The 21,424-nt window shown below is 67.7% G+C and carries 19 protein-coding genes; 13 read left to right on the forward strand and 6 right to left on the reverse strand.

Annotated features, from left to right (window positions below; translation table 11 throughout):
• Positions 1 to 36 precede the first annotated feature (36 nt).
• Positions 37 to 936: an RNA polymerase sigma factor SigF gene (locus tag ABZ909_RS23915; protein WP_357003208.1), complete on the reverse strand. Its 900-nt coding sequence runs from the start codon at positions 934 to 936 to the stop codon at positions 37 to 39.
• Positions 936 to 1,358 carry an anti-sigma factor gene (locus ABZ909_RS23920; RefSeq protein WP_357003210.1) on the reverse strand — a complete coding sequence of 141 codons (423 nt, stop codon included), beginning with the start codon at positions 1,356 to 1,358 and terminating at the stop codon, positions 936 to 938. The genes ABZ909_RS23915 and ABZ909_RS23920 overlap by 1 nt, the downstream gene beginning before the upstream one ends.
• A gap of 127 nt (positions 1,359 to 1,485) precedes the next feature.
• Here ABZ909_RS23920 and rpe point away from each other — a divergent pair, with 127 nt between their 5' ends.
• On the forward strand, positions 1,486 to 2,151 hold the full coding sequence (rpe, locus tag ABZ909_RS23925; RefSeq protein WP_357003497.1) for a ribulose-phosphate 3-epimerase: 666 nt from the start codon (positions 1,486 to 1,488) through the stop codon (positions 2,149 to 2,151).
• A 7-nt stretch (positions 2,152 to 2,158) separates the two neighbouring features.
• On the opposite strand, the gene ABZ909_RS23930 is transcribed toward rpe, so the two are convergent.
• Entirely contained in the window at positions 2,159 to 2,566 is a 408-nt protein-coding gene (locus ABZ909_RS23930) for a hypothetical protein (RefSeq protein WP_357003212.1), read from the reverse strand.
• A 563-nt stretch (positions 2,567 to 3,129) separates the two neighbouring features.
• Here ABZ909_RS23930 and ABZ909_RS23935 point away from each other — a divergent pair.
• From ABZ909_RS23935 to ABZ909_RS23950, 4 genes are all read left to right on the forward strand, one after another.
• A complete protein-coding gene (locus ABZ909_RS23935) occupies positions 3,130 to 3,756 on the forward strand; it encodes a riboflavin synthase (RefSeq protein WP_357003214.1) in 627 nt (208 codons plus the stop codon).
• A gap of 195 nt (positions 3,757 to 3,951) precedes the next feature.
• Positions 3,952 to 5,196, forward strand: coding sequence for a bifunctional 3,4-dihydroxy-2-butanone-4-phosphate synthase/GTP cyclohydrolase II (locus tag ABZ909_RS23940; RefSeq protein WP_357003216.1), 1,245 nt, complete (start codon positions 3,952 to 3,954; stop codon positions 5,194 to 5,196).
• A gap of 36 nt (positions 5,197 to 5,232) precedes the next feature.
• On the forward strand, positions 5,233 to 5,712 hold the full coding sequence (ribH, locus tag ABZ909_RS23945) for a 6,7-dimethyl-8-ribityllumazine synthase (RefSeq protein WP_357003218.1): 480 nt from the start codon (positions 5,233 to 5,235) through the stop codon (positions 5,710 to 5,712).
• A 2-nt stretch (positions 5,713 to 5,714) separates the two neighbouring features.
• On the forward strand, positions 5,715 to 6,347 hold the full coding sequence (locus ABZ909_RS23950) for a PH domain-containing protein (protein ID WP_357003220.1): 633 nt from the start codon (positions 5,715 to 5,717) through the stop codon (positions 6,345 to 6,347).
• On the opposite strand, the gene ABZ909_RS23955 is transcribed toward ABZ909_RS23950, so the two are convergent.
• Complete coding sequence (locus ABZ909_RS23955) at positions 6,344 to 8,299, reverse strand: gamma-glutamyltransferase family protein (protein WP_357003222.1); 1,956 nt, start codon at positions 8,297 to 8,299, stop codon at positions 6,344 to 6,346. The two genes, ABZ909_RS23950 and ABZ909_RS23955, sit on opposite strands and share 4 nt — an antisense overlap.
• A 262-nt stretch (positions 8,300 to 8,561) precedes the next feature.
• Here ABZ909_RS23955 and ABZ909_RS23960 point away from each other — a divergent pair, with 262 nt between their 5' ends.
• Together ABZ909_RS23960 and ABZ909_RS23965 are read left to right on the forward strand one after the other, a co-directional pair.
• Positions 8,562 to 10,031 (forward strand): amino acid permease, encoded by a 1,470-nt coding sequence (locus ABZ909_RS23960; RefSeq protein WP_357003224.1) that lies wholly within the window; start codon positions 8,562 to 8,564, stop codon positions 10,029 to 10,031.
• A gap of 241 nt (positions 10,032 to 10,272) precedes the next feature.
• The gene (locus tag ABZ909_RS23965) at positions 10,273 to 10,773 is read left to right on the forward strand and encodes a hypothetical protein (RefSeq protein WP_357003226.1); all 501 of its coding nucleotides are present in this window, start codon (positions 10,273 to 10,275) and stop codon (positions 10,771 to 10,773) included.
• Between the two features lie 321 nt (positions 10,774 to 11,094).
• Here the strand turns inward: ABZ909_RS23965 and ABZ909_RS23970 are convergent, their stop codons facing one another.
• Positions 11,095 to 12,765 carry an FAD-binding dehydrogenase gene (locus tag ABZ909_RS23970; protein ID WP_357003228.1) on the reverse strand — a complete coding sequence of 557 codons (1,671 nt, stop codon included), beginning with the start codon at positions 12,763 to 12,765 and terminating at the stop codon, positions 11,095 to 11,097.
• 125 nt (positions 12,766 to 12,890) lie between these two features.
• Here ABZ909_RS23970 and ABZ909_RS23975 point away from each other — a divergent pair, with 125 nt between their 5' ends.
• Complete coding sequence (locus ABZ909_RS23975) at positions 12,891 to 14,126, forward strand: crosslink repair DNA glycosylase YcaQ family protein (RefSeq protein WP_357003230.1); 1,236 nt, start codon at positions 12,891 to 12,893, stop codon at positions 14,124 to 14,126.
• Positions 14,127 to 14,162: 36 nt separating this feature from the next.
• Here ABZ909_RS23975 and ABZ909_RS23980 read toward each other — a convergent pair whose 3' ends face one another.
• Complete coding sequence (locus ABZ909_RS23980) at positions 14,163 to 14,510, reverse strand: hypothetical protein (protein ID WP_357003232.1); 348 nt, start codon at positions 14,508 to 14,510, stop codon at positions 14,163 to 14,165.
• Positions 14,511 to 14,851: 341 nt separating this feature from the next.
• Between ABZ909_RS23980 and uvrC the strand changes: the two genes are divergently transcribed.
• From uvrC to gap, 5 genes are all read left to right on the forward strand, one after another.
• Positions 14,852 to 16,942, forward strand: a complete 2,091-nt coding sequence (uvrC, locus tag ABZ909_RS23985; protein ID WP_357003234.1) for an excinuclease ABC subunit UvrC — start codon at positions 14,852 to 14,854, stop codon at positions 16,940 to 16,942.
• 218 nt (positions 16,943 to 17,160) lie between these two features.
• Complete coding sequence (gene rapZ / locus ABZ909_RS23990; protein ID WP_357003236.1) at positions 17,161 to 18,162, forward strand: RNase adapter RapZ; 1,002 nt, start codon at positions 17,161 to 17,163, stop codon at positions 18,160 to 18,162.
• Positions 18,159 to 19,217 (forward strand): uridine diphosphate-N-acetylglucosamine-binding protein YvcK, encoded by a 1,059-nt coding sequence (gene yvcK, locus ABZ909_RS23995; protein WP_357003238.1) that lies wholly within the window; start codon positions 18,159 to 18,161, stop codon positions 19,215 to 19,217. The genes rapZ and yvcK overlap by 4 nt, the downstream gene beginning before the upstream one ends.
• Positions 19,208 to 20,191, forward strand: a complete 984-nt coding sequence (gene whiA, locus ABZ909_RS24000; protein ID WP_040858457.1) for a DNA-binding protein WhiA — start codon at positions 19,208 to 19,210, stop codon at positions 20,189 to 20,191. The genes yvcK and whiA overlap by 10 nt, the downstream gene beginning before the upstream one ends.
• A gap of 212 nt (positions 20,192 to 20,403) precedes the next feature.
• Entirely contained in the window at positions 20,404 to 21,423 is a 1,020-nt protein-coding gene (gap, locus tag ABZ909_RS24005) for a type I glyceraldehyde-3-phosphate dehydrogenase (protein ID WP_354837476.1), read from the forward strand.
• Position 21,424 lies beyond the last annotated feature (1 nt).

Consider the following 21,424-nt stretch of genomic DNA (forward strand, 5'->3'; position numbering starts at 1 on the left):
TGCCGGGCACGCGCCGGGGCCCCGGCCACGCCGGAGTCACTCGCGGGCGGATTGTTCCCGCAGGCGGGCAAGGGTTTTCGAGAGGATCCGGGAGACGTGCATCTGGGAGATGCCCATCTGCTGGGCGATCTGGGTCTGGGTCATGGATTCGAAGAAACGCATGGTGAGGATGCGGCGTTCGCGTTCCGGGAGCCCGGCCAGCAGGGGCCGGATGGCCACGTATTCCTCGACGCGGTCGAACTGGGATTCTTCCTCGCCGAGGGTGTCGAGGAGCGAGGCCTCGGTGTCGCGGCCGACGGAGACGGCGTCGATGCTGCTGGGCTGGTACGCGTTTCCGGCGATGACCGCCTGGGTGACCTCGTCGGCGTCGATCTCGAGGGCGGCCGCGATCTCCTTGGCGGTGGGGGAGCGGCCCAGCTGCTGGGAGAGGGCGTCGATGGCGGAGCCGATGCGCAGGTGGGTTTCCTTGACCCGGCGCGGCACCCGCATGGCCCAGGTGTTGTCGCGGAAGTAGCGACGGACCTCGCCCATGATGGTGGGCACCGCGAAGGACAGGAAGTTGGAGCCGCGCGAGATGTCGAAGCGGTCCACCGCGTGCACCAGCCCCACCCGCGCGACCTGGGTGAGGTCGTCGAAAGGCTCACCGCGGCCGCTGAATTTGCGGGCGATGTGGTCGGCGAGCGGAATGCAGCGGTTGATCAATTCGGTGCGCAGTGCGGCACGCCGCCCGGATTCCGGTGCGGCGGCGGCCAGTTCCTCGAACAGCGTGGCGACGTCGTCGTAGCCGGAGACGCTGCGCGCGACCTCCTCGGCCTCGTCGGCGTCGACCGTCTCCTCGGCGCTGTCCTCGGTCTCGTCCGGTTCCCGGTCGTCGCGCGGTTCCTCGGGTTCCGGCGCGTCGGCGGGTGATGCGAACACGTTGTCTGCGTCGGTCACTACGCCTTCCCCCGGACCCGCCGGAACTCCACCGCCGTCGGGTATCCGGAGATCGCCGGATCGAAGGGTTCCTGGGTGGCGGTGACCTCGTCGGAGAGCGTCCGCAGCACATGCCAGCCGAAGCTGCGCTGATCCGGTAGCCCCTCGGCCCCGGCGACGCCGCTCACCCGCACGATCAGATCGGACTCACCGACGGTGAACAGGCACTGCAGCGTGGTGCCCGGCGCGGCGACGGCGATCAGCGTGGAGGCGGCCTCGTCGACGGCGAGCCGGATATCGGCCACCTCGTCCAGGGTGAAATCGCTGAGCAGCACCAGTGTTTCGGCGAGTCCGCGCACGATGGGCAACTGGGAGACGGATGCGGCGACACCGATCTCGACCGGTGTACCGCGCAACCCTTGTTCCGCCGAAATGTTGATCACCCTGTAGAGGCTACCCATTCCGGTGCGCGGCAATCAGCCATTCCCGTTGACGTGGGGACCACCGGGGGCTCCCGATAGACTGCGGCCCGTGTGCACCTCTTCCTCCCCCTTCCAGCGGCCCGCGCCGATGATCGCCCCGTCCATCCTGTCCGCCGACTTCGCGAATCTCGCGGCCGAACTGCAAGCGATCGAGGGCGCCGACTGGGTGCACGTCGATGTGATGGACAACCACTTCGTTCCCAATCTGACGCTGGGTCTGCCGGTGGTGCAAAGCCTGTTGAAGGCCACCGATATTCCGATGGACTGCCACCTCATGATCGAGAACCCGGAGCGCTGGGCCCCGGGCTACGCCGAGGCCGGCGCCTACAACGTCACTTTTCATGCCGAGGCCACCGACAATCCGATCGCGGTGGCGCGTGACATCCGCGCCGCCGGCGCCAAGGCCGGGCTCTCGGTCAAGCCGAACACCCCGATCGAGCCCTACCTCGAGATCCTGCGCGAGTTCGACACCCTGCTGGTGATGAGCGTCGAACCCGGTTTCGGCGGGCAGTCTTTCATCGCGCACGTGCTCGACAAGGCCCGGCAGGTGCGCCGCCTGGTCGACGCGGGTGAGCTGCGCCTGGTCGTGGAGATCGACGGCGGCATCAATATGGACACCATCGAGCAGGCCGCCGAGGCCGGCATCGACTGCTTCGTGGCGGGCTCCGCGGTGTACGGCACCCCGGACCCGGCCGCGACCGTGGAAATCTTGCGGCAGAAGGTGATCGCGATCGAGGCGGCGTCCGCACAGTAACGCGGGCTCAGTGCCGTAGCAGCGCTTCGATCACCGATTCCAGCGGCGGTATCGTGTCGCTGGAATCGGGGGAGTGCACCCAGGTGCGGTATCCCGTCCGCTCGTCGTCTGCGGACGGGAGCACGACCTGCGCTCCCGGGCACGCGACGGTGGCGTAGAGCCGGAACAGGGCGGCGGCCACCGATTTGGTGAGGGACTCCGGCCGGGCGGGGCCGGTGATGAAGGTCCATCGTCGTGCCCGGGGATGGTGCACGACCGGGCCGGCCAGATTGGCCTGCGCCAGCTGCTGCTGGACGCGTTCGCCGAGGTCGGCGGGCATGGTGATGGCCCCGTAACGAGTGCCTATCTCCAACAGGATGTGCCGCGACGTCGGGTCGATCGATGCCGGCAGGTGAAATTCGCGTCGGTACTGCACGCAGCGAACTTCGAGTGTCGAATCGAGAAGCATGGTCACCCCGCACCCCCAACTGTGCCGATTGTGTTGTCTGCCACCTGAATCCGACCCGCGCGGGGCCCAACCTTCCTTCGGTTCTGCTTGCGATGATCGTCCCGGCCCGGATCGCCGTGGACGCGTTGACCGTTCTGCACTGAACTGCTCGCGGAGAAGTTGAACTGTGGGAATCAGCTGCATAACAATCTTGCGGCCACTTTCGCTGCCGCGCAAGATTCTGGATTGAGCGAGTCGCGAATTGGGTACCACTCCACGTTGGGCCAGGTCAGGCCATTCAAAGTGCCGGTAAATCCCGGCGTTTCAATTGGCGATCGCGACCAATGAACACAATTATTCGATCGCACATTGGCTTATGCCCGATTTCGTCCATCTACCGGTATCCAACGCTCCACTGAACGAGGCCGCATGTCGCCTACGACCCCGCGTCGTTAGGCTGGTGGGGACGGCCGTCCACGCGGGGAATACCGCGTACCGCACCGGCTGTTGGCTCGAGCGGAGCACGCACACGAGATCAGGGAGAGGTACGCATGTTCACAGGCATCGTCGAGGAGCTGGGTGAGATCCTCGCCAACGAGCAGCTGGACGATTCGGCGCGGCTGACCATTCGCGGCCCCCTGGTGACCTCCGATGCGGGACACGGTGATTCGATCGCCGTCAACGGCGTCTGCCTCACCGTGGTCGACCGGAAGGTCGAGGGCGACACCTTCACCGTCGACGTCATGGCCGAGACCCTGGACCGTTCCAGCATCGGCGGCCTGACCGTCGGCTCCCGCGTCAACCTCGAGCGCGCCGCAGCCGTGAACAGCCGCCTGGGCGGGCACATCGTGCAGGGTCACGTCGACGGCACCGGCACCATCGTCTCCCGCACCCCGTACGAGAACTGGGAGGTCGTGCGAATCTCTCTGCCCGACAGCATCGCTCGCTACGTGGTGGAGAAGGGCTCGATCACCGTGGACGGCATCTCGCTGACCGTCTCGGGCATCGGCCTGGCCGAGGACGCCTTCGCCGACGGCGCCAAGGACTGGTTCGAGGTGTCGCTCATCCCTACCACCCGCGAGCTCACGACCCTCGGCACCGCCGCGGTCGGCACCATCGTGAATCTCGAAGTCGACATCATCGCCAAGTACGTCGAACGGCTCGTGCAGCGCGGCTGACGTCCAAGGTTCGCGGCCCGTCTCGTTCTGGACTGCGCTCCGCCTCCCCGCGCTTGGAGCGGGGGAGCGAAGCGGAGGAGCGGAGGAGGGAAGAACGAGACCTCCAGGGCCGCGAACCCGCGACGCGGAGGCGGCGCAAATTGGACAGTGCCCTACTGTAATGAGGCACCTAATTCGAGATGGAGCACAACAGACGTGACCAGGTTCGACACCATCGAGCGCGCAGTCGCTGACATCGCCGCCGGTAAGGCGGTCGTCGTCGTCGACGACGAGGGCCGGGAGAACGAGGGCGACCTCATCTTCGCGGCGGAGAAGGCGACGCCCGAGCTGGTGGCCTTCATGATCCGCTACACCTCCGGTTACATCTGTGTACCGCTCACCGGGGACGACTGCGATCGCCTGGGCCTGCCGCCGATGTACGCGGTCAACCAGGACAAGCACGGCACCGCCTACACGGTCTCCGTCGACGCCCGAGAGGGCATCAGCACCGGCATCTCGGCCGCCGACCGCGCCACCACCATGCGCGTGCTGGCCGACCGCAACGCCAAGTCCGACGATCTGACCCGCCCCGGCCATGTGGTTCCGTTGCGTGCCAAGGACGGTGGCGTGCTGCGCCGCCCCGGTCACACCGAGGCCGCCGTGGATCTGGCCCGGATGGCCGGGCTCAGCCCCGCCGGCGTCATCTGCGAGATCGTCAGCCAGAAGAACGAGGGCGATATGGCGCGCACCGAGGAGCTGCGCATTTTCGCCGACGAGCACGATCTGGCGCTCATCTCCATCGCCGACATGATCGCCTGGCGCCGCCGCAACGAGAAGCATGTCAAGCAGGTGGCCGAGGCCAAGCTGCCCACCGAGTTCGGCGACTTCCGGGCCATCGGCTACGAGAGCGAATATGACGACGCCGAGCACGTGGCCCTGGTCATGGGCGATATCGGCGACGGCATGGACGTGCTGGTGCGCGTGCACTCCGAATGCCTCACCGGCGATGCCTTCGGCTCGCTGCGCTGCGACTGCGGCCCGCAGCTGGACGCAGCCATGGAGATGATCGCCCAGCAGGGCCGCGGTGTGCTGCTCTACATGCGCGGCCACGAGGGCCGCGGCATCGGGCTGCTGCACAAGCTGCAGGCCTACCAGCTGCAGGACGGCGGCGCCGACACCGTGGACGCCAACCTGGACCTGGGCCTGCCCGCCGACGCCCGCGACTACGGCATCGGCGCGCAGATCCTCGCCGATCTGGGCATCACCTCGATGCGGCTGCTCACCAACAATCCCGACAAGCGTGCCGGGATCGAGGGCTACGGCCTGAGCATCAGCGAGCGGGTGGCGATGCCCGTGCGCGCCAACAAGCACAATCTGCGGTATCTGCGCACCAAGCGGGATCGGATGGGCCACGACCTGGTCGGCCTGGAAGACCTGGACCTGGGCGAAACCGCGAACTGACGCGCCGGAGCCGACTATCGAGAGGGCGGAACAAGAATGAGCGGTACGGGCGTACCGACCTTCGAACTGGCCGATGCCAAGGACCTCAAGCTGGGGATCGTGGCGTCGCGCTGGCACACCACCATCTGCGACGCGCTGGTCGCGAACGCGGAGCAGACCGCCCGGGCCGCGGGCGTCGCCGATATCACGGTGGTCCGGGTCGCCGGCGCGATGGAGCTGCCGGTGGTGGCGCAGGCGCTGGCCCGCAGCCATGACGCGGTGGTCGCGCTGGGTGTCGTGATCCGTGGTGAGACACCGCATTTCGAGTACGTGTGCGATTCGGTGACCGCCGGTCTGACCCGGGTGTCCCTCGATGAGAGCACCCCGGTCACCAATGGCGTGCTCACCGTGAACACCGAGCAGCAGGCGCTGGATCGCGCGGGCCTGCCCGGCTCGATCGAGAACAAGGGCGAGCAGGCCGCGGCCGCCGCCCTCGACGCCGCGCTGACCCTGCGCGAACTGACCCAGACCGTCTAGCCATGCCGGTCGTGCGGATCTGGAAGCGGGACGGCTCCGAGGAGCCGCCCCGCAAGCCTGCCGCCACGCCGGAAACGCCTGCGGCGCACTCCGATCCGCGGGCCGAGCAGAAAGCGGAGTCCAAGGACACCATGGCCGAGCCGACCGAAACCGAAACGCCGGTGCAGCCCGGCACCGCCGCGGGCGACTGGGATCTCGAGGTGCGGCCCCACCACGCCATCGTCACCGTGCGGATCGTGGCGGGGGTGCTGGCGGCCATCTTCATCTTCGGCGGCATCGTGCTGCGGCACGGATCCACCGGCGTGAACTTCCGGGTCTCCGACCAGATCGGCCTGATGGTGTTCGGCCTGCTGCTGGCCGGCGGCGTGCTGACGCTCACCCGGCCCCGGGTGCGGGTCGGGCGGCGAGGGGTGACGGTGCGCAATATCGTGGGCGACAGCGAGTTCCAGTGGAAGGACATCCGCGGGATCTCCTTCCCGGACAAGAAGTCCTGGGCCCGGCTGGAATTGGCGCACGACGAGTACGTGCCCATGATGGCCATCCGCTCCAACGACAAGATGCGCGCCGCCGAGGCCATGGACCGGTTCCGGGAACTCGGCGCCAAGTACAGCGCCGAGAACGGGGACCGGCACTAGCGCGGGCCGCCGAGCACCGCGCCCTCGCGGCGCGGGTCCGCGCCGCCGATCCAGCCATTGCCGTCGCGGACCAGGGCCGACAGACCGCTGGACTGCGGCGCGACCGAGACCTGATCCCCGAACTGGCGCAGTTTCTGCACCAGCGGATCGTGGTCGCCGTTGTCGGTGGCGTCGACGGCCGGATGCTCACCACCCACATAGGTGGTGGGGGAGTTGGCCGCGCCGAAGTCGATCATCGACACCGCCTGCTGCGGGTTCATGCCCCAATCCAGCATGCCCACCAGGGTTTTCACCACGAACTGGATGATCACCGCCCCGCCGGGCGAACCGGTGACGTAGCTGAGCGCGCCGCGCGAGCCGTCGGGATTGCGGTCGAAGACCAGGGTCGGGGCCATCGAGCTTCGCGGCCGCTTGCCCGGGTCGAGGCGGTTGGCGATCGGGGTGCCGTTCATGTCGACCGGTTCGGCCGAGAAGTCGGTGAGCTGGTTGTTGAGGATGAACCCGTCCACGAAATGGAATGACCCGAACGCGGATTCGACCGTGGTGGTCATGGCGGCGGCGTTGCCGTACTTGTCGACGATGGAGATGTGGCTGGTGCCGTGCTCGGGCTGCTGCGGGCCGTTGCCGACCGGCGCCGGGCCGAAGTCACCCGGCTTGGCGGTGCCCAGGCTCCTGGTCGGGTCGATGACCGCCGCACGCTGCTTCAGGTAGCTGGGATCCAGCAGTGTCTGCGGCGAATTGCCCGGCAGCGGAACGAAATCCGAGTCGGCGATGTACTTGTCGCGGTCGGCGTAGGCGAGGCGTTCGGCCTCGGCGATCAGGTGCACGGCCTCCGGGGTGGGCTTGCCGCCGTTCCGGGCGGTGGCGCTGTCGCCGCCGAGGTCCGTCGGCTTCATCGCCGCCAGGTCGAAGTTGGACAGGATGCCCAGGGCTGCTTCCACCGTGATGCCGCCCGAGGACGGATTGGGCATGCCGCATACCTCGTGGGTGCGGTAGGGCGAGCACACCGCGGTGCGCTTCTTCGCCTGGTAGGACTGCAGATCCGCCAGGGACAGCAGCCCCGGGGTGCGTCCGCCGGCGGTGGCGGCTGTGGTGTCCACGATGTCGGCGGCGATCGCGCCGGTATAGAAGGCGTTCGCCCCGTCGGTCGCGATGGCCGACAGGGTCTTGGCGAAGGCCGGATTGGTGAGCGTGCCGCCGGACGGCTTCGGGCTGCCGTCAGGCTGCAGGAAATACGCCTTGGCGTTGTCGTCGCGCGCGAGGTCGGCCTTGGAGTCGGAGATCTGGCTCGCCATCCGCGGTGAGATCGTGAAGCCCTGATCCGCCAGGTCGATCGCCGGCGCGAACAGGCTCTTCCACGGCTGCTTGCCGTGCTCGTTGTGGGCCAGCTCCAGCATCCGCAGCACTCCCGGCGTGCCGATGGAGCGCCCGCTGGCCCGCGCATTCGGTTGCGGCACAGTGTGATCGGCGGCGCTGATGTAGCGCAGATAGTCCTCGGTGGCGGCCGCCGGGGCGGTCTCGCGGCCGTCGTAGGCGTCGACGGTCCTGGCGTTGGCGTCGTAGTACATCAGGAACGCGCCGCCGCCGATGCCGGTGGCCTGGGGCTCCACCAGATTCAGCACGGTCTGTGCCACGATGAGCGCGTCCGCGGCGGTGCCGCCGTCTCGCAACACCCGGCAAGCTGCCTCGGTGGCAACGGGATTGGCGGTGGAGACCGCGAAATCGCCGGTGCGCACGGGTGTCATGCCGGTGCGGTAGCCGGTGGCGACCTCGGGGTGCAGGGCCAGATTCGTGCCGCTGGGCCCGGCGGGCACCCCGGAGGTGACCGGAGTTCCGTTGGGCGACACCGTGCACGACGCGGTCTGGTTCGTCGACGACGAACAGGCGGTGACCAATCCGACCAGCAGCAGCAGAGCGGCAGCGCCGCTCCCGATTCGTCGCAAGCGCCTCATGATCGGACTCTAGCGCCGTGGGCCCGTGCGGGCAGGGGCTTTGAGGGGCCGGATCGGGGGGCTACCGGGGAACTCCGAGCCGTCGGTCGTCCAGGGATTTCAGCGCTTTCAAGGCAATCTCTGAAAAGCACACCAATTGGTCGCTTGACCGGGCCTTCCCTTTCGAGGGTTTCCCCGCTCTGGGCGTCGATGTGGAACCCAGCAAACGACAAGGTACCCTCAGGCTGCCTCACTTCACGATTGCGGAGGGTTAACCCGGCGAATGACCGAGATCCGGACTACTGCCACCAGCCTCAATGCCGAGGACAGCGGCTATCACAAAGCCCTCAAACCTCGGCAATTGCAGATGATCGCCATCGGCGGTGCCATCGGTACCGGCCTGTTCCTGGGCGCGGGTGGCCGGCTCCACAATGCCGGCCCATCGCTGTTCCTGGTGTACCTGATCTGCGGCATCTTCGTCTTCTTCATCCTGCGCGCGCTCGGCGAACTGGTGCTGCACCGTCCGTCCTCGGGCTCGTTCGTCTCCTATGCGCGCGAATTCTTCGGCGAGAAGGCCGCATTCGTAGCCGGCTGGATGTACTTCCTGAACTGGTCCATGACCGGGATCGTCGACACCACCGCGATCGCCACCTATCTGCACTACTGGGGACCCTTCCAGCCGATCGCGCAATGGCTGCTGGCGCTGGGCGCGCTGATCATCGTGCTCGGCATCAACCTGGTCTCGGTGAAATGGTTCGGCGAGATGGAATTCTGGGCCGCCATGATCAAGGTGGTGGCCCTGATGACCTTCCTGGTCGTCGGCACCGTCTTCCTGGCCGGGCGCTTCGCGGTCGAGGGGCAGAGCACCGGCCTGCGCATGGTCTCCGACGCCGGCGGCTGGTTCCCGACCGGCGTGCTGCCGCTGGTCACCGTCACCTCCGGCGTCGTGTTCGCCTACGCCGCCGTGGAAATGGTCGGCATCGCGGCCGGCGAGACCGAGAATCCGGCGAAGATCATGCCGCGCGCCATCAATTCGGTGATCATGCGTATCGCCGTGTTCTATTGCGGCTCGGTGATTCTGCTGGCGCTGCTGCTGCCCTACACCGCGTACAAGGGCGGCGAGAGCCCGTTCGTCACCTTCTTCGGCAAACTCGGTGTCGCGCACATGGGCTCGATCATGAATTTCGTGGTGCTCACCGCGGCGCTGTCGAGTTTGAATGCCGGACTGTATTCGACCGGCCGCATCCTCCGCTCGATGGCGATGAACGGCAGCGCGCCGAAATTCACCTCGCGGATGTCGAGCGCCGGTGTGCCGTACGGCGGCATTCTGCTCACCGCCACTATTGCGCTGTTCGGTATCTGGCTGAATTACATTGTGCCGTCGCAGGCCTTCGAAATCGTGCTGAACGTCGCGTCGCTCGGCATTCTGGCGTCCTGGGCGACCATCGTGCTGTGCCAGTTGAAGCTGTTCTACCTGTGGAAGACGGGGCAGGCGGAGCGTCCGGCTTTCCGGATGTTCGGTGCGCCCTACACCGGCATCGCAACGCTGGTTTTCCTCTTCGCGGTGCTGGTGCTGATGGCTTTCGACCGTCCGGTCGGTACGTGGACGGTGGCCAGCCTGGTGATCATCGTGCCCGCGCTGGCCATCGGGTGGAAGTTCGCCAGCCCGCGGGTGCTGGCCATCGCCACGTTGCGTGAGGGCTACACCGGCGAGTTCCCGGTGATTCCGCCGATCCCCATGGACGACAAGTAGTTTTCCGCTTCCGGAGGTAGACTGGGAAACTCTGTCCGGACCTGCGCTTTTCAATGGCCGCACGCGAAATCGCGTGCGGCCGTTATGTGTTCGAGATCACTGATTCCAATGCCGGCTATCGGTTGTGGCCATGGTCATAACTTGGTCAACCGGATTGTCTGGAATCCGAACATTTGGTTAGCGTCAGGTTCAGCGTGTTCGCAGGGGGCGCGCGACCAGGGGTTACTCGATGAGGAGTGCTGTGAGTTCGCAAACGGCCGTTGCCGACCAGGTGGATATGACACTCGGCGCCACGGAAAACGGCGTTCCAGCCACATTTTTCGAGCGGGCGCTCGACGGGGTGCGGGGGTTGCGCCGTGATGGTTCCGAGATCGACATGCCCGCCAAGGTCCGGGAGACGCAATACGCCGCGCTCGGCGCGATGGGACTGGCGGTGCTGCACAGCCTGCTGTCCATCACCGGCGGCGTCTCGTGCGTGGTCGGCAGTATCGGCCACTTCTTCGCCGCCTGGGTGACCGGCGGTGTCGCACTGCTTTTCGGGCTGCGCTCGCGCTGGATCTGGGTGACCGCGCTCGGATTGGCCAGCCTGCAGTCGTTCCTGGGCATCTTCACGCTGGTGTCGGCCGAAATGCCCACGGGCGTGGGACCGTTCACCGTGCTCTTCGGCGTAATGGTGTCCGGCGTGGTGCTGGCGCTGCTACTGCGCCGCGACCTCTACCGCTGGTTCGCGGTTGCACCCTGAAGTGATCGAGCGGCCTGCCGCCCGGACCAATATCCGGGCGGTGGGCGACAACTGATTTCGTGCCCTTCCGGGTAACTCGCCGGGTACGTCCTGAATTGGTTCGGCAGCCAGCCGCCGGCACGGGTGCATGTCGGCCAACGGCACTCAGCTGCCCGCTAAAGTTCCGGGGAGATCGGTCGCCCACCGCCCGGACCAATATCCGGGCGATGGGCGACAACTGATTTCGTGCCCTTCTGGGTAACTCGCCGGGTACGTCCTGAATTGGTTCGGCAGTCAACCGCCGGCACGGGTGCATGTCGGCCAACGGCACTCAGCTGCCCGCTAAAGTTCCGGGGAGGCGGTATTGCCCAGCGCGCGGCCGGCGGCGCGACCGGAGAAGATGCAGCCGCCGAGGAAGGTGCCCTCCAGCGCGTTGTAGCCGTGCACACCGCCACCGCCGAACCCGGCGACCTCGCCCGCGGCGTACAGGCCTGGGAACGGGGTGCCGTCGGCGCGGATGACCTGCGAGTCCAGATTGGTCTGCAGTCCGCCCAGGGTCTTGCGGGTCAGGATGTTCAGGCGCACGCCGATCAGCGGGCCGTGCGCGGGATCCAGGATCTTGTGCGGGCTCGCCACCCGGACCTTGTCGCCCAGGAAGCGGCGGGCGTTGTTGACGGCCATCAGCTGGGCGTCCTTGCTGTATTTGTTCTCCACATCCCGGTCGCGGGCCACGATCTGGCGCTCGATGTCGGCGAGGTCGAGGTGCGGGCCGCGCGAGATCTTGTTCATGCCCGTGATCAGCTCGGCGAGGGTGTCGGCGACCACGAAGTCCACGCCGTGCTGCTTGAACGCCTCCACCGGGCCCGGGGCGCCCTTCGCCACCCGGCTCTTGAGGGCCAGCTTCAGATCCTTGCCGGTGAGATCGGGATTCTGTTCCGAGCCCGAGAGCGCGAACTCCTTCTCGATGATCGACTGGTCGAGGATGAACCACGAGTAGTCGTAGCCGGTGGCCAGGATCTGCTTCATGGTGGCATTGGTGTCGAAACCCGGGAAGGCCGGTGCGGTCATGCGCTTTCCATTGGCGTCGAACCACAGCGAGGACGGGCCGGGAATGATGCGAATGGCGTGATCGGGCCAGATCGGATCCCAGTTGTGGATGCCCTCGGTGTAGTGCCACATGCGGTCCCGGTTCACGATGCGCCCGCCCGCGGCCTCGGTGATGCCCAGCATGCGGCCGTCCACGTGCGCGGGCACGCCGGAGATCAGGTGCTCGGGGCAGGGGCCGAGCCGGTCGGTCGGCCAATTGCGGCGGATGAGTTCGTGATTGTGACCGATGCCGCCGGAGGATACGATGACCGCCCGCGCGCGGAACTCGAACTCGCTCACGATATTTCGTGACGAGGCGACACCGCGGGCCTCGGTGGCGGGCTCCAGCACGCTGCCGCGCACGCCGGTCACCGCATCGTCCTCGACGATCAGTTCGTCGACCCGGTGCCGGAAGGCGAAGCCGACCTGTCCCCGCTTCTCGGCCTCGAGCACGGGTTCGAGGAACACCCGCACCACTTCGGGGCCGGTGCCCCAGGTGAGATGGAAGCGCGGCACCGAGTTGCCGTGCCCGTCGGCGGCCACGCCGCCGCGCTCGGCCCAGCCGACCACGGGCGTCACCCGCAGCCCGAGATCGTAGAGATACTGCCGCTTCTCGGTGGCCGCGAACTCCACGTACGCGCGCGCCCACTGCCGCGCCCAGTGGTCCTCGTCCTCACGGTCGAAGCCGGCCGAGCCGAACCAGTCCTGCACGGCGAGCGCGAGGCTGTCCTTGACCCCGAGTCGCCGCTGTTCGGGACTGTCCACGAAGAACAGCCCGCCCAGTGACCAGAACGCCTGGCCGCCCAGGTTGGCGCGGTTCTCCTGATCCAGCACGAGCACGCGGCGTCCCGCCTTGACCAGCTCGTGCGTGGCGACGAGGCCGGCCAGCCCGGCCCCGACCACGATGACATCCGGATTCTCGATCATGCCCATGATTTCCTTGGTGTCGAAGTTCGATACACGAATGTATCGAACGAGGTCGCTACTGTACAGGTGCTCGATACGGTGCTGTATCGAACGAGGTTGTCGGTGGGACATGGCATGGTTCGAGTGTGCCGACTTCTTCGTCCGGATCCCTGTCACTCGCGGCGGCGCGCCGCACTGCACTCGCGGCACAGGGCTTCGCCTCGGCACCGCCGAGCGGGACGCCCACCCGGCGCGCGGTCCTGAAGGTGCTCGACAGCACCCGGCTGCTGCAGTTGGACTCGGTGTCGGCGGTGGTGCGCGCGCACTACGCGCCGGTGTTCAGCCGGATCGGGGCCTACGACCGGGCGCTGCTGGACGAGGCCGCGTGGGGGCACACCGCTCGGCGGCCGCGGCAGCTCATCGAGTACTGGGCACACGAGGCGGCGCTGATTCCGGTCGAGGACTGGTCGCTCATGCGCTGGCGCATGGTGCAGTACCGGCACGGACGCTGGAACGGGATGCGGCAGGTGCTCGAACGCAATCCGGCCCTGGCCGACGATGTGCTCGGTGTGGTCAAGGAGTTCGGGGCCAGCACGGCGGGGGAGATCGAGCGGCATCTGGAGCTGGATCGGCCACGGGCCAAGGACAATTGGGGCTGGAACTACAGCGACACCAAGGTGGTGTGCGAGGCGCTGTTCGCGGCGGGGGAGCTGACGGTGCCGAAACGGGTGGGCTTCCAGCGGCACTACGACCTGGCCGCGAATGTCCTTCCGGCCCCGGTCCTCTCGCGCGAACCGGACGAAGCCGACGCCGTGCGGGAACTGGTGCGGCGGGCGGCGCGAGCGCACGGCATCGGCTCCGAAACCGATCTGCGGGACTACTACCGGCTCAACCGCCGCCAAACCGAGCCCGCCATCGCCGATCTCCTCGACGCCGGGGAGTTGGAGCAGGTCACCGTCGCCGGCTGGGACAAGCCCGCCTACCTGCATGCCGAGGCCCGCACTCCGCGCCGGGTGACGGGCGCGGCGCTGCTGTGCCCCTTCGATCCGCTCATCTTCTTCCGCGACCGCACCGAGCGGCTCTTCGACTTCCACTACCGCATCGAGATCTACACGCCGGAACACAAACGCGTGCACGGGTATTACGTCTTCCCGTTCCTGCTGGACGGCGAACTGGTGGCGCGGGTGGACCTGCGGGCCGAGCGCGGGACCGGGCGGTTGCTGGTGCCGGGCGCGTTCGCCGAGCCGGGCCGGGACCACTCGCGGGTGGCGGCGGCGCTGGCCGCGGCGCTGCGGGCCATGGCCGACTGGCTCGAACTCGAAACCGTCGAGGTGGGCGAAAAGGGCGATCTCGCACCGGCTTTGCGGCGCGAGATCGTGTAGGTCCGCACGACGCGGACCGGAACGGTGAGCGTCAGGTCAGAACGGCCCGTCGGTCCAGGCATTCAGCACGATGCCGTTCTTGCCCTCACCCCTGCACTCGATCGTCATGGGGATGAGCGGCCGTGGCGAATCGCCCACGATGTAGGTGGGGGCCTGGTAGCCGCTGCCCACCTGCCGGGTGCCCAGGCACTGCACCACCGCGGCGTACCAGGTGTCCGCGGGACAGGTGAAGGTCGCCGTGTCGAGCGCCCGCTCGATGCGGCAGACCGAGTCGGCGCCGGCGGCCGGCGCCGACACCGTGATCAGGCCTGCCACGCCGATGCCGAGTGCGGAACCTATCGCGAGTGACCGGCGGCGCGGGTGGAGATGGTGATGGTTCGTCATCGAACAAGCTCCCTCGTATACGGACAGATCAAGCGAAACAGTTCATCCCATACTGGGCACGAGACCCCGCTGGACGGCCGAACCTCGCGGAGATCGGTGTCCCGGCGTGGCGTGTCCTGCGGGACGCGTGGACGCTGCGGCCCGCGCCCGATGCGCATCCGTAGGCGATGCACTGCTGCGCGCGAGCGGCGGCGCAAACGCAGTCGGATCATGGCGTTCCCTCCCGGTGAATGATCTTGCGGATACTTCGTCGCCGGGACCGCCGCGGATGGTCGCCCGGGGCCCCGTGGGTGTGTCGGAGGCCTTGGCCGCCTGTCGGGGGCACTGACTAACCTGGAACCGTGGCAGATCCCGCGACCTACCGGCCCGCACCGGGCACCATTCCCGTCGAACCAGGCGTCTACAAGTTCCGGGACAAGTTCGGGCAGGTCATCTATGTCGGCAAGGCGAAAAGCTTGCGCCAGCGCCTGAACTCGTACTTCGCCGACGTGGCCGGGCTGCACCCGCGCACCCGGCAGATGGTGACCACGGCGGCCGGGGTCGAGTGGACCGTGGTGTCCACCGAGGTGGAAGCGCTGCAGCTGGAATACAACTGGATCAAGGAATTCGATCCGCGCTTCAATGTCCGCTACCGCGACGACAAGTCGTATCCGGTGCTGGCGGTCAGCCTCGACGAGGAGTACCCGCGGGTGTTCGTCTACCGCGGCGCGCGCAAGAAGGGCGTGCGGTACTTCGGCCCGTACGCCCACGCCTGGGCCATTCGCGAGACCCTGGATCTGCTGCTGCGGGTGTTCCCGGTGCGGACCTGCTCGGCGGGAGTCTTCAAGCGGCACAGTCAGATCGGGCGGCCGTGCCTGCTCGGCTATATCGACAAGTGCTCCGCGCCGTGCATCGACCGGGTGAGCGCGGCCGAGCACCGGCAGATCGTGGACGACTTCTGCGACTTCCTCTCCGGCAAGACCGACCGCCTGGTCAAGCAGCTCGAGCGCCGCATGCACGAGGCCGCCGACGAACTCGACTTCGAGCTGGCCGCCCGCCTGCGCGACGACGTGCAGGCGCTCAAGCGCGCCCTGGAGAAGCAGGCCGTGGTGCTGGGCACCGGCACCGACGCCGATGTCATCGACTTCGCGGTGGACGAGCTCGAGGTCGCGGTCCAGATCTTCCACGTGCGCGACGGCCGGGTGCGCGGGCAGCGCGGCTGGGTGGTCGACAAGTCCGGCGACGCCCTGGACCCGGGGCGGTCAGGCCCGGAGGCGTCGCTCCACCGCCCAGCGCTTGCCGGCGTAACCGCGGAGGGTCCCGCCGCAGGTCCGATCGAGCCCGACGTGGCGGAATCCGGCGGCGAGCTGGCCGCCCTGGTCGAGCAGTTCCTCACCCAGTTCTACGGCGAGCAGACCGCGGTCGCCGCGCAGAGCGGGGACGCGCAGCCCGGGGCCGTGGTCCCGCGCGAGGTGCTGGTCCCGGCTCTGCCCAATGATCATGAGCAGGTTCAGCAGTGGCTCTCGGACCTGCGCGGATCGGCCGTGCAGCTGCGGGTGCCGCAGCGCGGCGACAAGAAGGCGCTGGCCGAGACCGTGCAGCGCAATGCCCGGGAGGCCCTGGCCCAGCACAAGCTCAAGCGCGCCGGCGACCTGACCGCGCGTTCGGCAGCGCTGCAGGAACTACAGGACGCCCTGGATCTGGACAGCGCACCGCTGCGCATCGAATGCGTGGACATCTCGCATGTGCAGGGCACCGATGTGGTGGCCTCGCTGGTCGTGTTCGAGGACGGCCTGGCCCGCAAGTCCGAGTACCGGCACTACGCCATCAAGGAGGCCGCGGGCGACGGCCGCTCCGACGACGTCGGCAGCATCGCCGAGGTGACCCGGCGGCGCTTCGGCAAGCTCCGCCGCGACCTGGACGCCGCCGAGGCCGCCGACCTCGAATCCGGTTCGGACCCAGTCGAATCCAGCCTGCCCGGCATCGATCCCCGGACCGGTAAGCCGCGCCGCTTCGCCTACCCGCCCAACCTGTATGTGGTGGACGGCGGTGCGCCGCAGGTGAATGCGGCCGCGGAGGTGCTCGACGAACTCGGCATCACCGATGTCGCGGTCATCGGACTGGCCAAGCGCCTGGAAGAGGTGTGGGTGCCGAACGAGGCGGACCCGGTGATCATGCCGCGCACCAGTGAGGCGCTGTATCTGCTGCAGCGGGTCCGCGACGAGGCGCACCGTTTCGCCATCACCTTCCACCGCTCCAAACGCTCGCGGCGGATGACCGAATCGGTGCTGGACTCGGTGCCCGGACTGGGCTCGGCGCGCAAGACCGCGCTGGTCACGCACTTCGGATCGGTCGCCAAGCTCAAGCAGGCTACGGTGGAGCAGATCACCGAGGTCCCGGGCATCGGCGTGGCGACGGCCAAGGCGGTCCTGGCCGCCCTGCAGCAGCCGTAGCAACCGAGCGTGCGGACCCATCGGTTCGCCGCGAAGGCGCGTCGAATCGGGGCCCACCGGGTAGAGTGCGACACGCCGAATAGCAAAACTGCGACACGCCGTGTGTGCAGGTCGGGAGCGGAAATCACAGCTGTGTCTCGCTCCCCTCGTGTGCCTGCCGCGTTTCGGGGTGTCGGTGCAGGATGATCGAGGGAACTCCAGACACGAACCGGTAGGACATGACGCGCGTCGAAGCCAGTACTGATACGGCCGAAAACAGCAAGGCAACCGATACAGGTGAGTCCCAGCCGACCGCTCGCCGCGGGCGGTCGGCACCCGATTCCGCACCGGTCGAAGTCGTCATCGTGACGGGCCTGTCCGGCGCCGGGCGCGGTACCGCCGCCAAGGTGCTCGAGGATCTCGGCTACTACGTGGCCGACAATCTTCCACCCGAATTGATCGGGCGCATGGTCGATCTCGGCCGCGGCGCCGAACCGCCCATCCGCAAACTGGCGCTCGTCATGGACGTGCGCAACCGCTTCTTCACCGGGAACCTCGCCGCGGTCGGCGAGCAGTTACGGGCCGCGGGTGTGCGTACCCGCATCCTGTTCCTGGAGGCCTCCGACGATGTGCTGATCCGCCGCTTCGGGTTCGCGCGCCGCCGCCATCCGCTGCAGAGCGAGAGCGCCGACGGCACTCTGACCGCCGGCATCGCCGCCGAGCGGCAGCGTCTGGACCCGGTGAAAACGGCCGCCGACGTGGTCATCGACACCACCGCGCTGTCCATTCACCAGCTGCATCGCAAGCTCGAGGAGGTCTACGGCGGCGACGCCGCCACCGTGCTACAGCTGACCGTTCAATCGTTCGGTTTCAAATACGGAGTCCCGCTCGACGCCGACATGGTGTTCGATTTGCGGTTCCTGCCGAATCCGCATTGGATTCCCGAACTCCGCGAAAAGACCGGACAGGACGCCCCGGTCAGCGAGTATGTGTTGTCGCGGCCGGGCGCCCAGGACTACCTGGGCACCGCGCGGCATCTCGTCGACCTGACGACCGAGGGCTACCGCCAAGAGGGGAAGCGATACATGACCGTGGCAGTGGGCTGCACCGGCGGCAAACACCGCAGTGTGGCGATAGCGGAGGCGCTGGGCGAGGCGCTGGCGGGCAGCGACTCGGCCCCGGCGGGCAATGACTCGGGTGACGTGGTGCGCGTGGTTCATCGGGATCTGGGGCGGGAATGAGTGAGAACGACTCCGTCCGCTCCACCAATCCGGCCATCGTGGCCCTCGGTGGTGGGCACGGCCTGTATTCGACGCTGACCGCCATCCGGCGGCTCACCCGCAAGATCACCGCGGTGGTGACGGTCGCCGACGACGGCGGCTCCTCGGGGCGGCTGCGGTCCGAGCTGGGCATGCTGCCCCCTGGCGATCTGCGAATGGCCTTGGCGGCCTTGGCCGAAGAGGCCGACGGCATCTGGGCGCGAACTTTGCAACACCGCTTCGGCGGCACCGGCGCGCTGGCCGGGCATTCGGTGGGCAATCTGATTCTGGCGGGTCTCACCGAGGAGCTGGGCGATCCGGTCGCGGCCCTCGACGAAGCCGGGAGGGTCCTGCGCATCACCGGCCGCGTGCTGCCCATGTCGCCCATCGCGCTCACCATCGAGGCGGATGTGTCTGGGCTGGAAGGCGATCCGCGCGTGAGCCGCTGCATCCGCGGTCAGGTGGCCGTGGCGACCACGCCGGGTAAGGTGCGCCGGGTGCGGCTGATCCCCTCGGACCCGCCCGCCTGCCCCGAGGCGACCTCGGCCATCGAGCACGCCGACGTGGTGGTGCTGGGCCCCGGAAGCTGGTTCACGAGCGTCATCCCGCATGTGCTGGTGCCCGAATTGCACGAAGCGCTACTACACACGCGGGCACGGAAAGTGCTGGTGCTCAACCTCGCTGCCGAACCGGGCGAAACGGCCGGATTCAGCGCCGAACGGCACCTGCATGTATTGTCCCAGCACGCACCGGATTTCACAGTCGACCATGTTCTGGTGGACTCCGGTTCCGTACCCGAGGGTAGGGAACGCGAACATCTGGCAAGAGCTGCCGAACAGCTGCGTGCGCGAGTAACCTTCGCTGATGTCGCCGAGGCGGGGACGGACCGGCACCACCCCGGAAAGCTTGCCGCCGCACTGGATCAGGTGATCCGGCAACCTCGGCCGGAATTGGCAGGGCTTCGAGTCGAAGGACGGCATATGGGCCAACGTGTGCGGTCCGGGTTGGGTGGAAAGGAGCGCGTCTCGTGGCGATGACAGCGGAAGTGAAGGACGAGCTGAGCCGGCTCTCTGTATCACAGGTGAGCTCGCGCAAAGCGGAATTGTCCGCGCTACTGCGGTTCGCCGGTGGATTGCACATCGTCGGCGGTCGAGTGATCGTCGAAGCCGAGGTGGACATGGGTTCCATTGCACGTCGGCTGCGCCGAGAGATCTTCGAGCTGTACGGATACGGCTCGGACGTGCATGTCCTCGGCGCCGGCGGGCTCCGGAAAACCTCCCGGTACGTGGTACGGGTTTCCAAGGAGGGCGAGGCGCTGGCGCGTCAGACCGGTTTACTCGATGTGCGCGGCCGCCCGGTGCGCGGGCTTCCAGCCCAGGTGGTGGGCGGCAGCATCGGGGATGCCGAAGCCGCTTGGCGTGGAGCGTTTCTCGCGCACGGCTCGCTCACCGAACCGGGCCGCTCCTCGGCGCTGGAGGTGAGCTGCCCCGGGCCGGAGGCGGCGCTCGCCCTGGTCGGCGCCGCGCGGCGGATGGGCATCTCGGCCAAGGCGCGCGAGGTGCGCGGCACCGATCGCGTCGTGGTGCGCGACGGTGAGGCGATCGGCGCCCTGCTCACCCGCATGGGTGCGCAGGACACCCGGCTCACCTGGGAGGAGCGGCGCATGCGCCGCGAGGTCCGGGCGACGGCCAACCGGCTGGCCAATTTCGACGATGCCAACCTGCGTCGTTCGGCCCGGGCGGCCGTGGCGGCGGCGGCCCGCGTGGAACGCGCGCTCGAGATACTGAGCGAGGATGTGCCGGATCATCTGGCCGCCGCGGGCAAGCTGCGCGTGCTGCACCGGCAGGCGTCCCTGGAGGAGCTGGGCCAGCTGGCCGATCCGCCCATGACGAAAGACGCTGTGGCGGGCCGGATCCGGCGGCTGCTGTCGATGGCCGACCGGCGCGCCAAGGAACTCGGCGTGCCCGACACCGAAAGTGCTGTCACCGCAGAACTGCTCGAAGAGGCGTGAAACATCCACGCCGCCGCCTAAACTGATCGATACCGCACGGTGATTCCGTCCGGAAGCGCCGCAACCCCAAGGGTCGCGGCGCTTCCGGTCGTATGTGACGAAAGTGAACGTTTCGTAGTTCACCGTGGCGGGGGTATGTCCGTGATGTTTCCGTTACAGGTCTAGGGTTAGCACCGCAACGGAAACGATCCGCGAAGCTGAGGAGCGAAAACGTGACTGTCCGGGTAGGGATCAACGGCTTCGGCCGCATCGGGCGAAACTTCTTCCGAGCCGTCGAGGCGCAGAAGGCCCTCGGCACCACCGACATCGAGATCGTGGCGGTCAACGATCTGACCGACAACAAGTCGCTGGCGACCCTGCTGAAGTACGACTCGATCCTCGGCCGCCTGCCGCAGGACGTTTCCCTGGACGGCGACGAGACCATCGTCGTCGGCGACCAGCGCATCACCGCGCTGGCCATCAAGGAGGGCCCGGCCGCGCTGCCGTGGGGTGACCTGGGTGTCGACGTAGTCGTCGAGTCCACCGGTATCTTCACCGATGCCACCAAGGCGAAGGGCCACCTGGCCGCCGGCGCCAAGAAGGTCATCATCTCCGCGCCCGCCAAGGGCGAGGACATCACCATCGTGATGGGCGTCAACGACGACAAGTACGACGGTTCGCAGAACATCATCTCGAACGCGTCCTGCACCACCAACTGCCTGGGCCCGATTGCCAAGGTGCTCAACGACTCCTTCGGCATCGAGCGTGGTCTGATGACCACCGTGCACGCCTACACCCAGGACCAGAACCTGCAGGACGGCCCGCACTCGGATCTGCGTCGCGCCCGCGCGGCCGCGCTGAACATCGTGCCCACCGGCACCGGCGCCGCCAAGGCCATCGGCCTGGTGCTGCCCGAGCTGCTCGGCAAGCTGAACGGTTACGCGCTGCGCGTGCCGGTCCCGACCGGTTCGCTCACCGACCTGACCGTGGACCTGGCCAAGACCGCCTCGATCGACGAGATCAACGCCGCCATGAAGGCCGCCGCGGACGGCCCGATGAAGGGCATCCTGAAGTACAACGTCGACCCGATCGTCTCCTCCGACATCGTGACCGACCCGCATTCCTCCATCTACGACGCGCCGCTGACCCAGGTCATCGACAACCAGGTCAAGGTCGCCTCGTGGTACGACAACGAGTGGGGCTACTCCAACCGTCTCGCCGACCTCGTCGGCCTCGTCGGCAAGTCCCTCTAAG

The sequence above is a fragment of the Nocardia sp. NPDC046763 genome, from assembly GCF_040645495.1.
Lineage (GTDB): Bacteria > Actinomycetota > Actinomycetes > Mycobacteriales > Mycobacteriaceae > Nocardia.

Coding starts and splice junctions, on each gene's coding strand:
- ABZ909_RS23980 (WP_357003232.1), bottom strand. CDS start 14,510: ATGACGAACCATCACCATCTCCACCCGCGCCGCCGGTCACTCGCGATA.
- ABZ909_RS23970 (WP_357003228.1), bottom strand. CDS start 12,765: ATGATCGAGAATCCGGATGTCATCGTGGTCGGGGCCGGGCTGGCCGGC.
- ABZ909_RS23935 (WP_357003214.1), top strand. CDS start 3,130: ATGTTCACAGGCATCGTCGAGGAGCTGGGTGAGATCCTCGCCAACGAG.
- ABZ909_RS23955 (WP_357003222.1), bottom strand. CDS start 8,299: ATGAGGCGCTTGCGACGAATCGGGAGCGGCGCTGCCGCTCTGCTGCTG.
- ABZ909_RS23960 (WP_357003224.1), top strand. CDS start 8,562: ATGACCGAGATCCGGACTACTGCCACCAGCCTCAATGCCGAGGACAGC.
- rapZ (WP_357003236.1), top strand. CDS start 17,161: ATGACGCGCGTCGAAGCCAGTACTGATACGGCCGAAAACAGCAAGGCA.
- ABZ909_RS23950 (WP_357003220.1), top strand. CDS start 5,715: ATGCCGGTCGTGCGGATCTGGAAGCGGGACGGCTCCGAGGAGCCGCCC.
- rpe (WP_357003497.1), top strand. CDS start 1,486: ATGATCGCCCCGTCCATCCTGTCCGCCGACTTCGCGAATCTCGCGGCC.
- ribH (WP_357003218.1), top strand. CDS start 5,233: ATGAGCGGTACGGGCGTACCGACCTTCGAACTGGCCGATGCCAAGGAC.
- yvcK (WP_357003238.1), top strand. CDS start 18,159: ATGAGTGAGAACGACTCCGTCCGCTCCACCAATCCGGCCATCGTGGCC.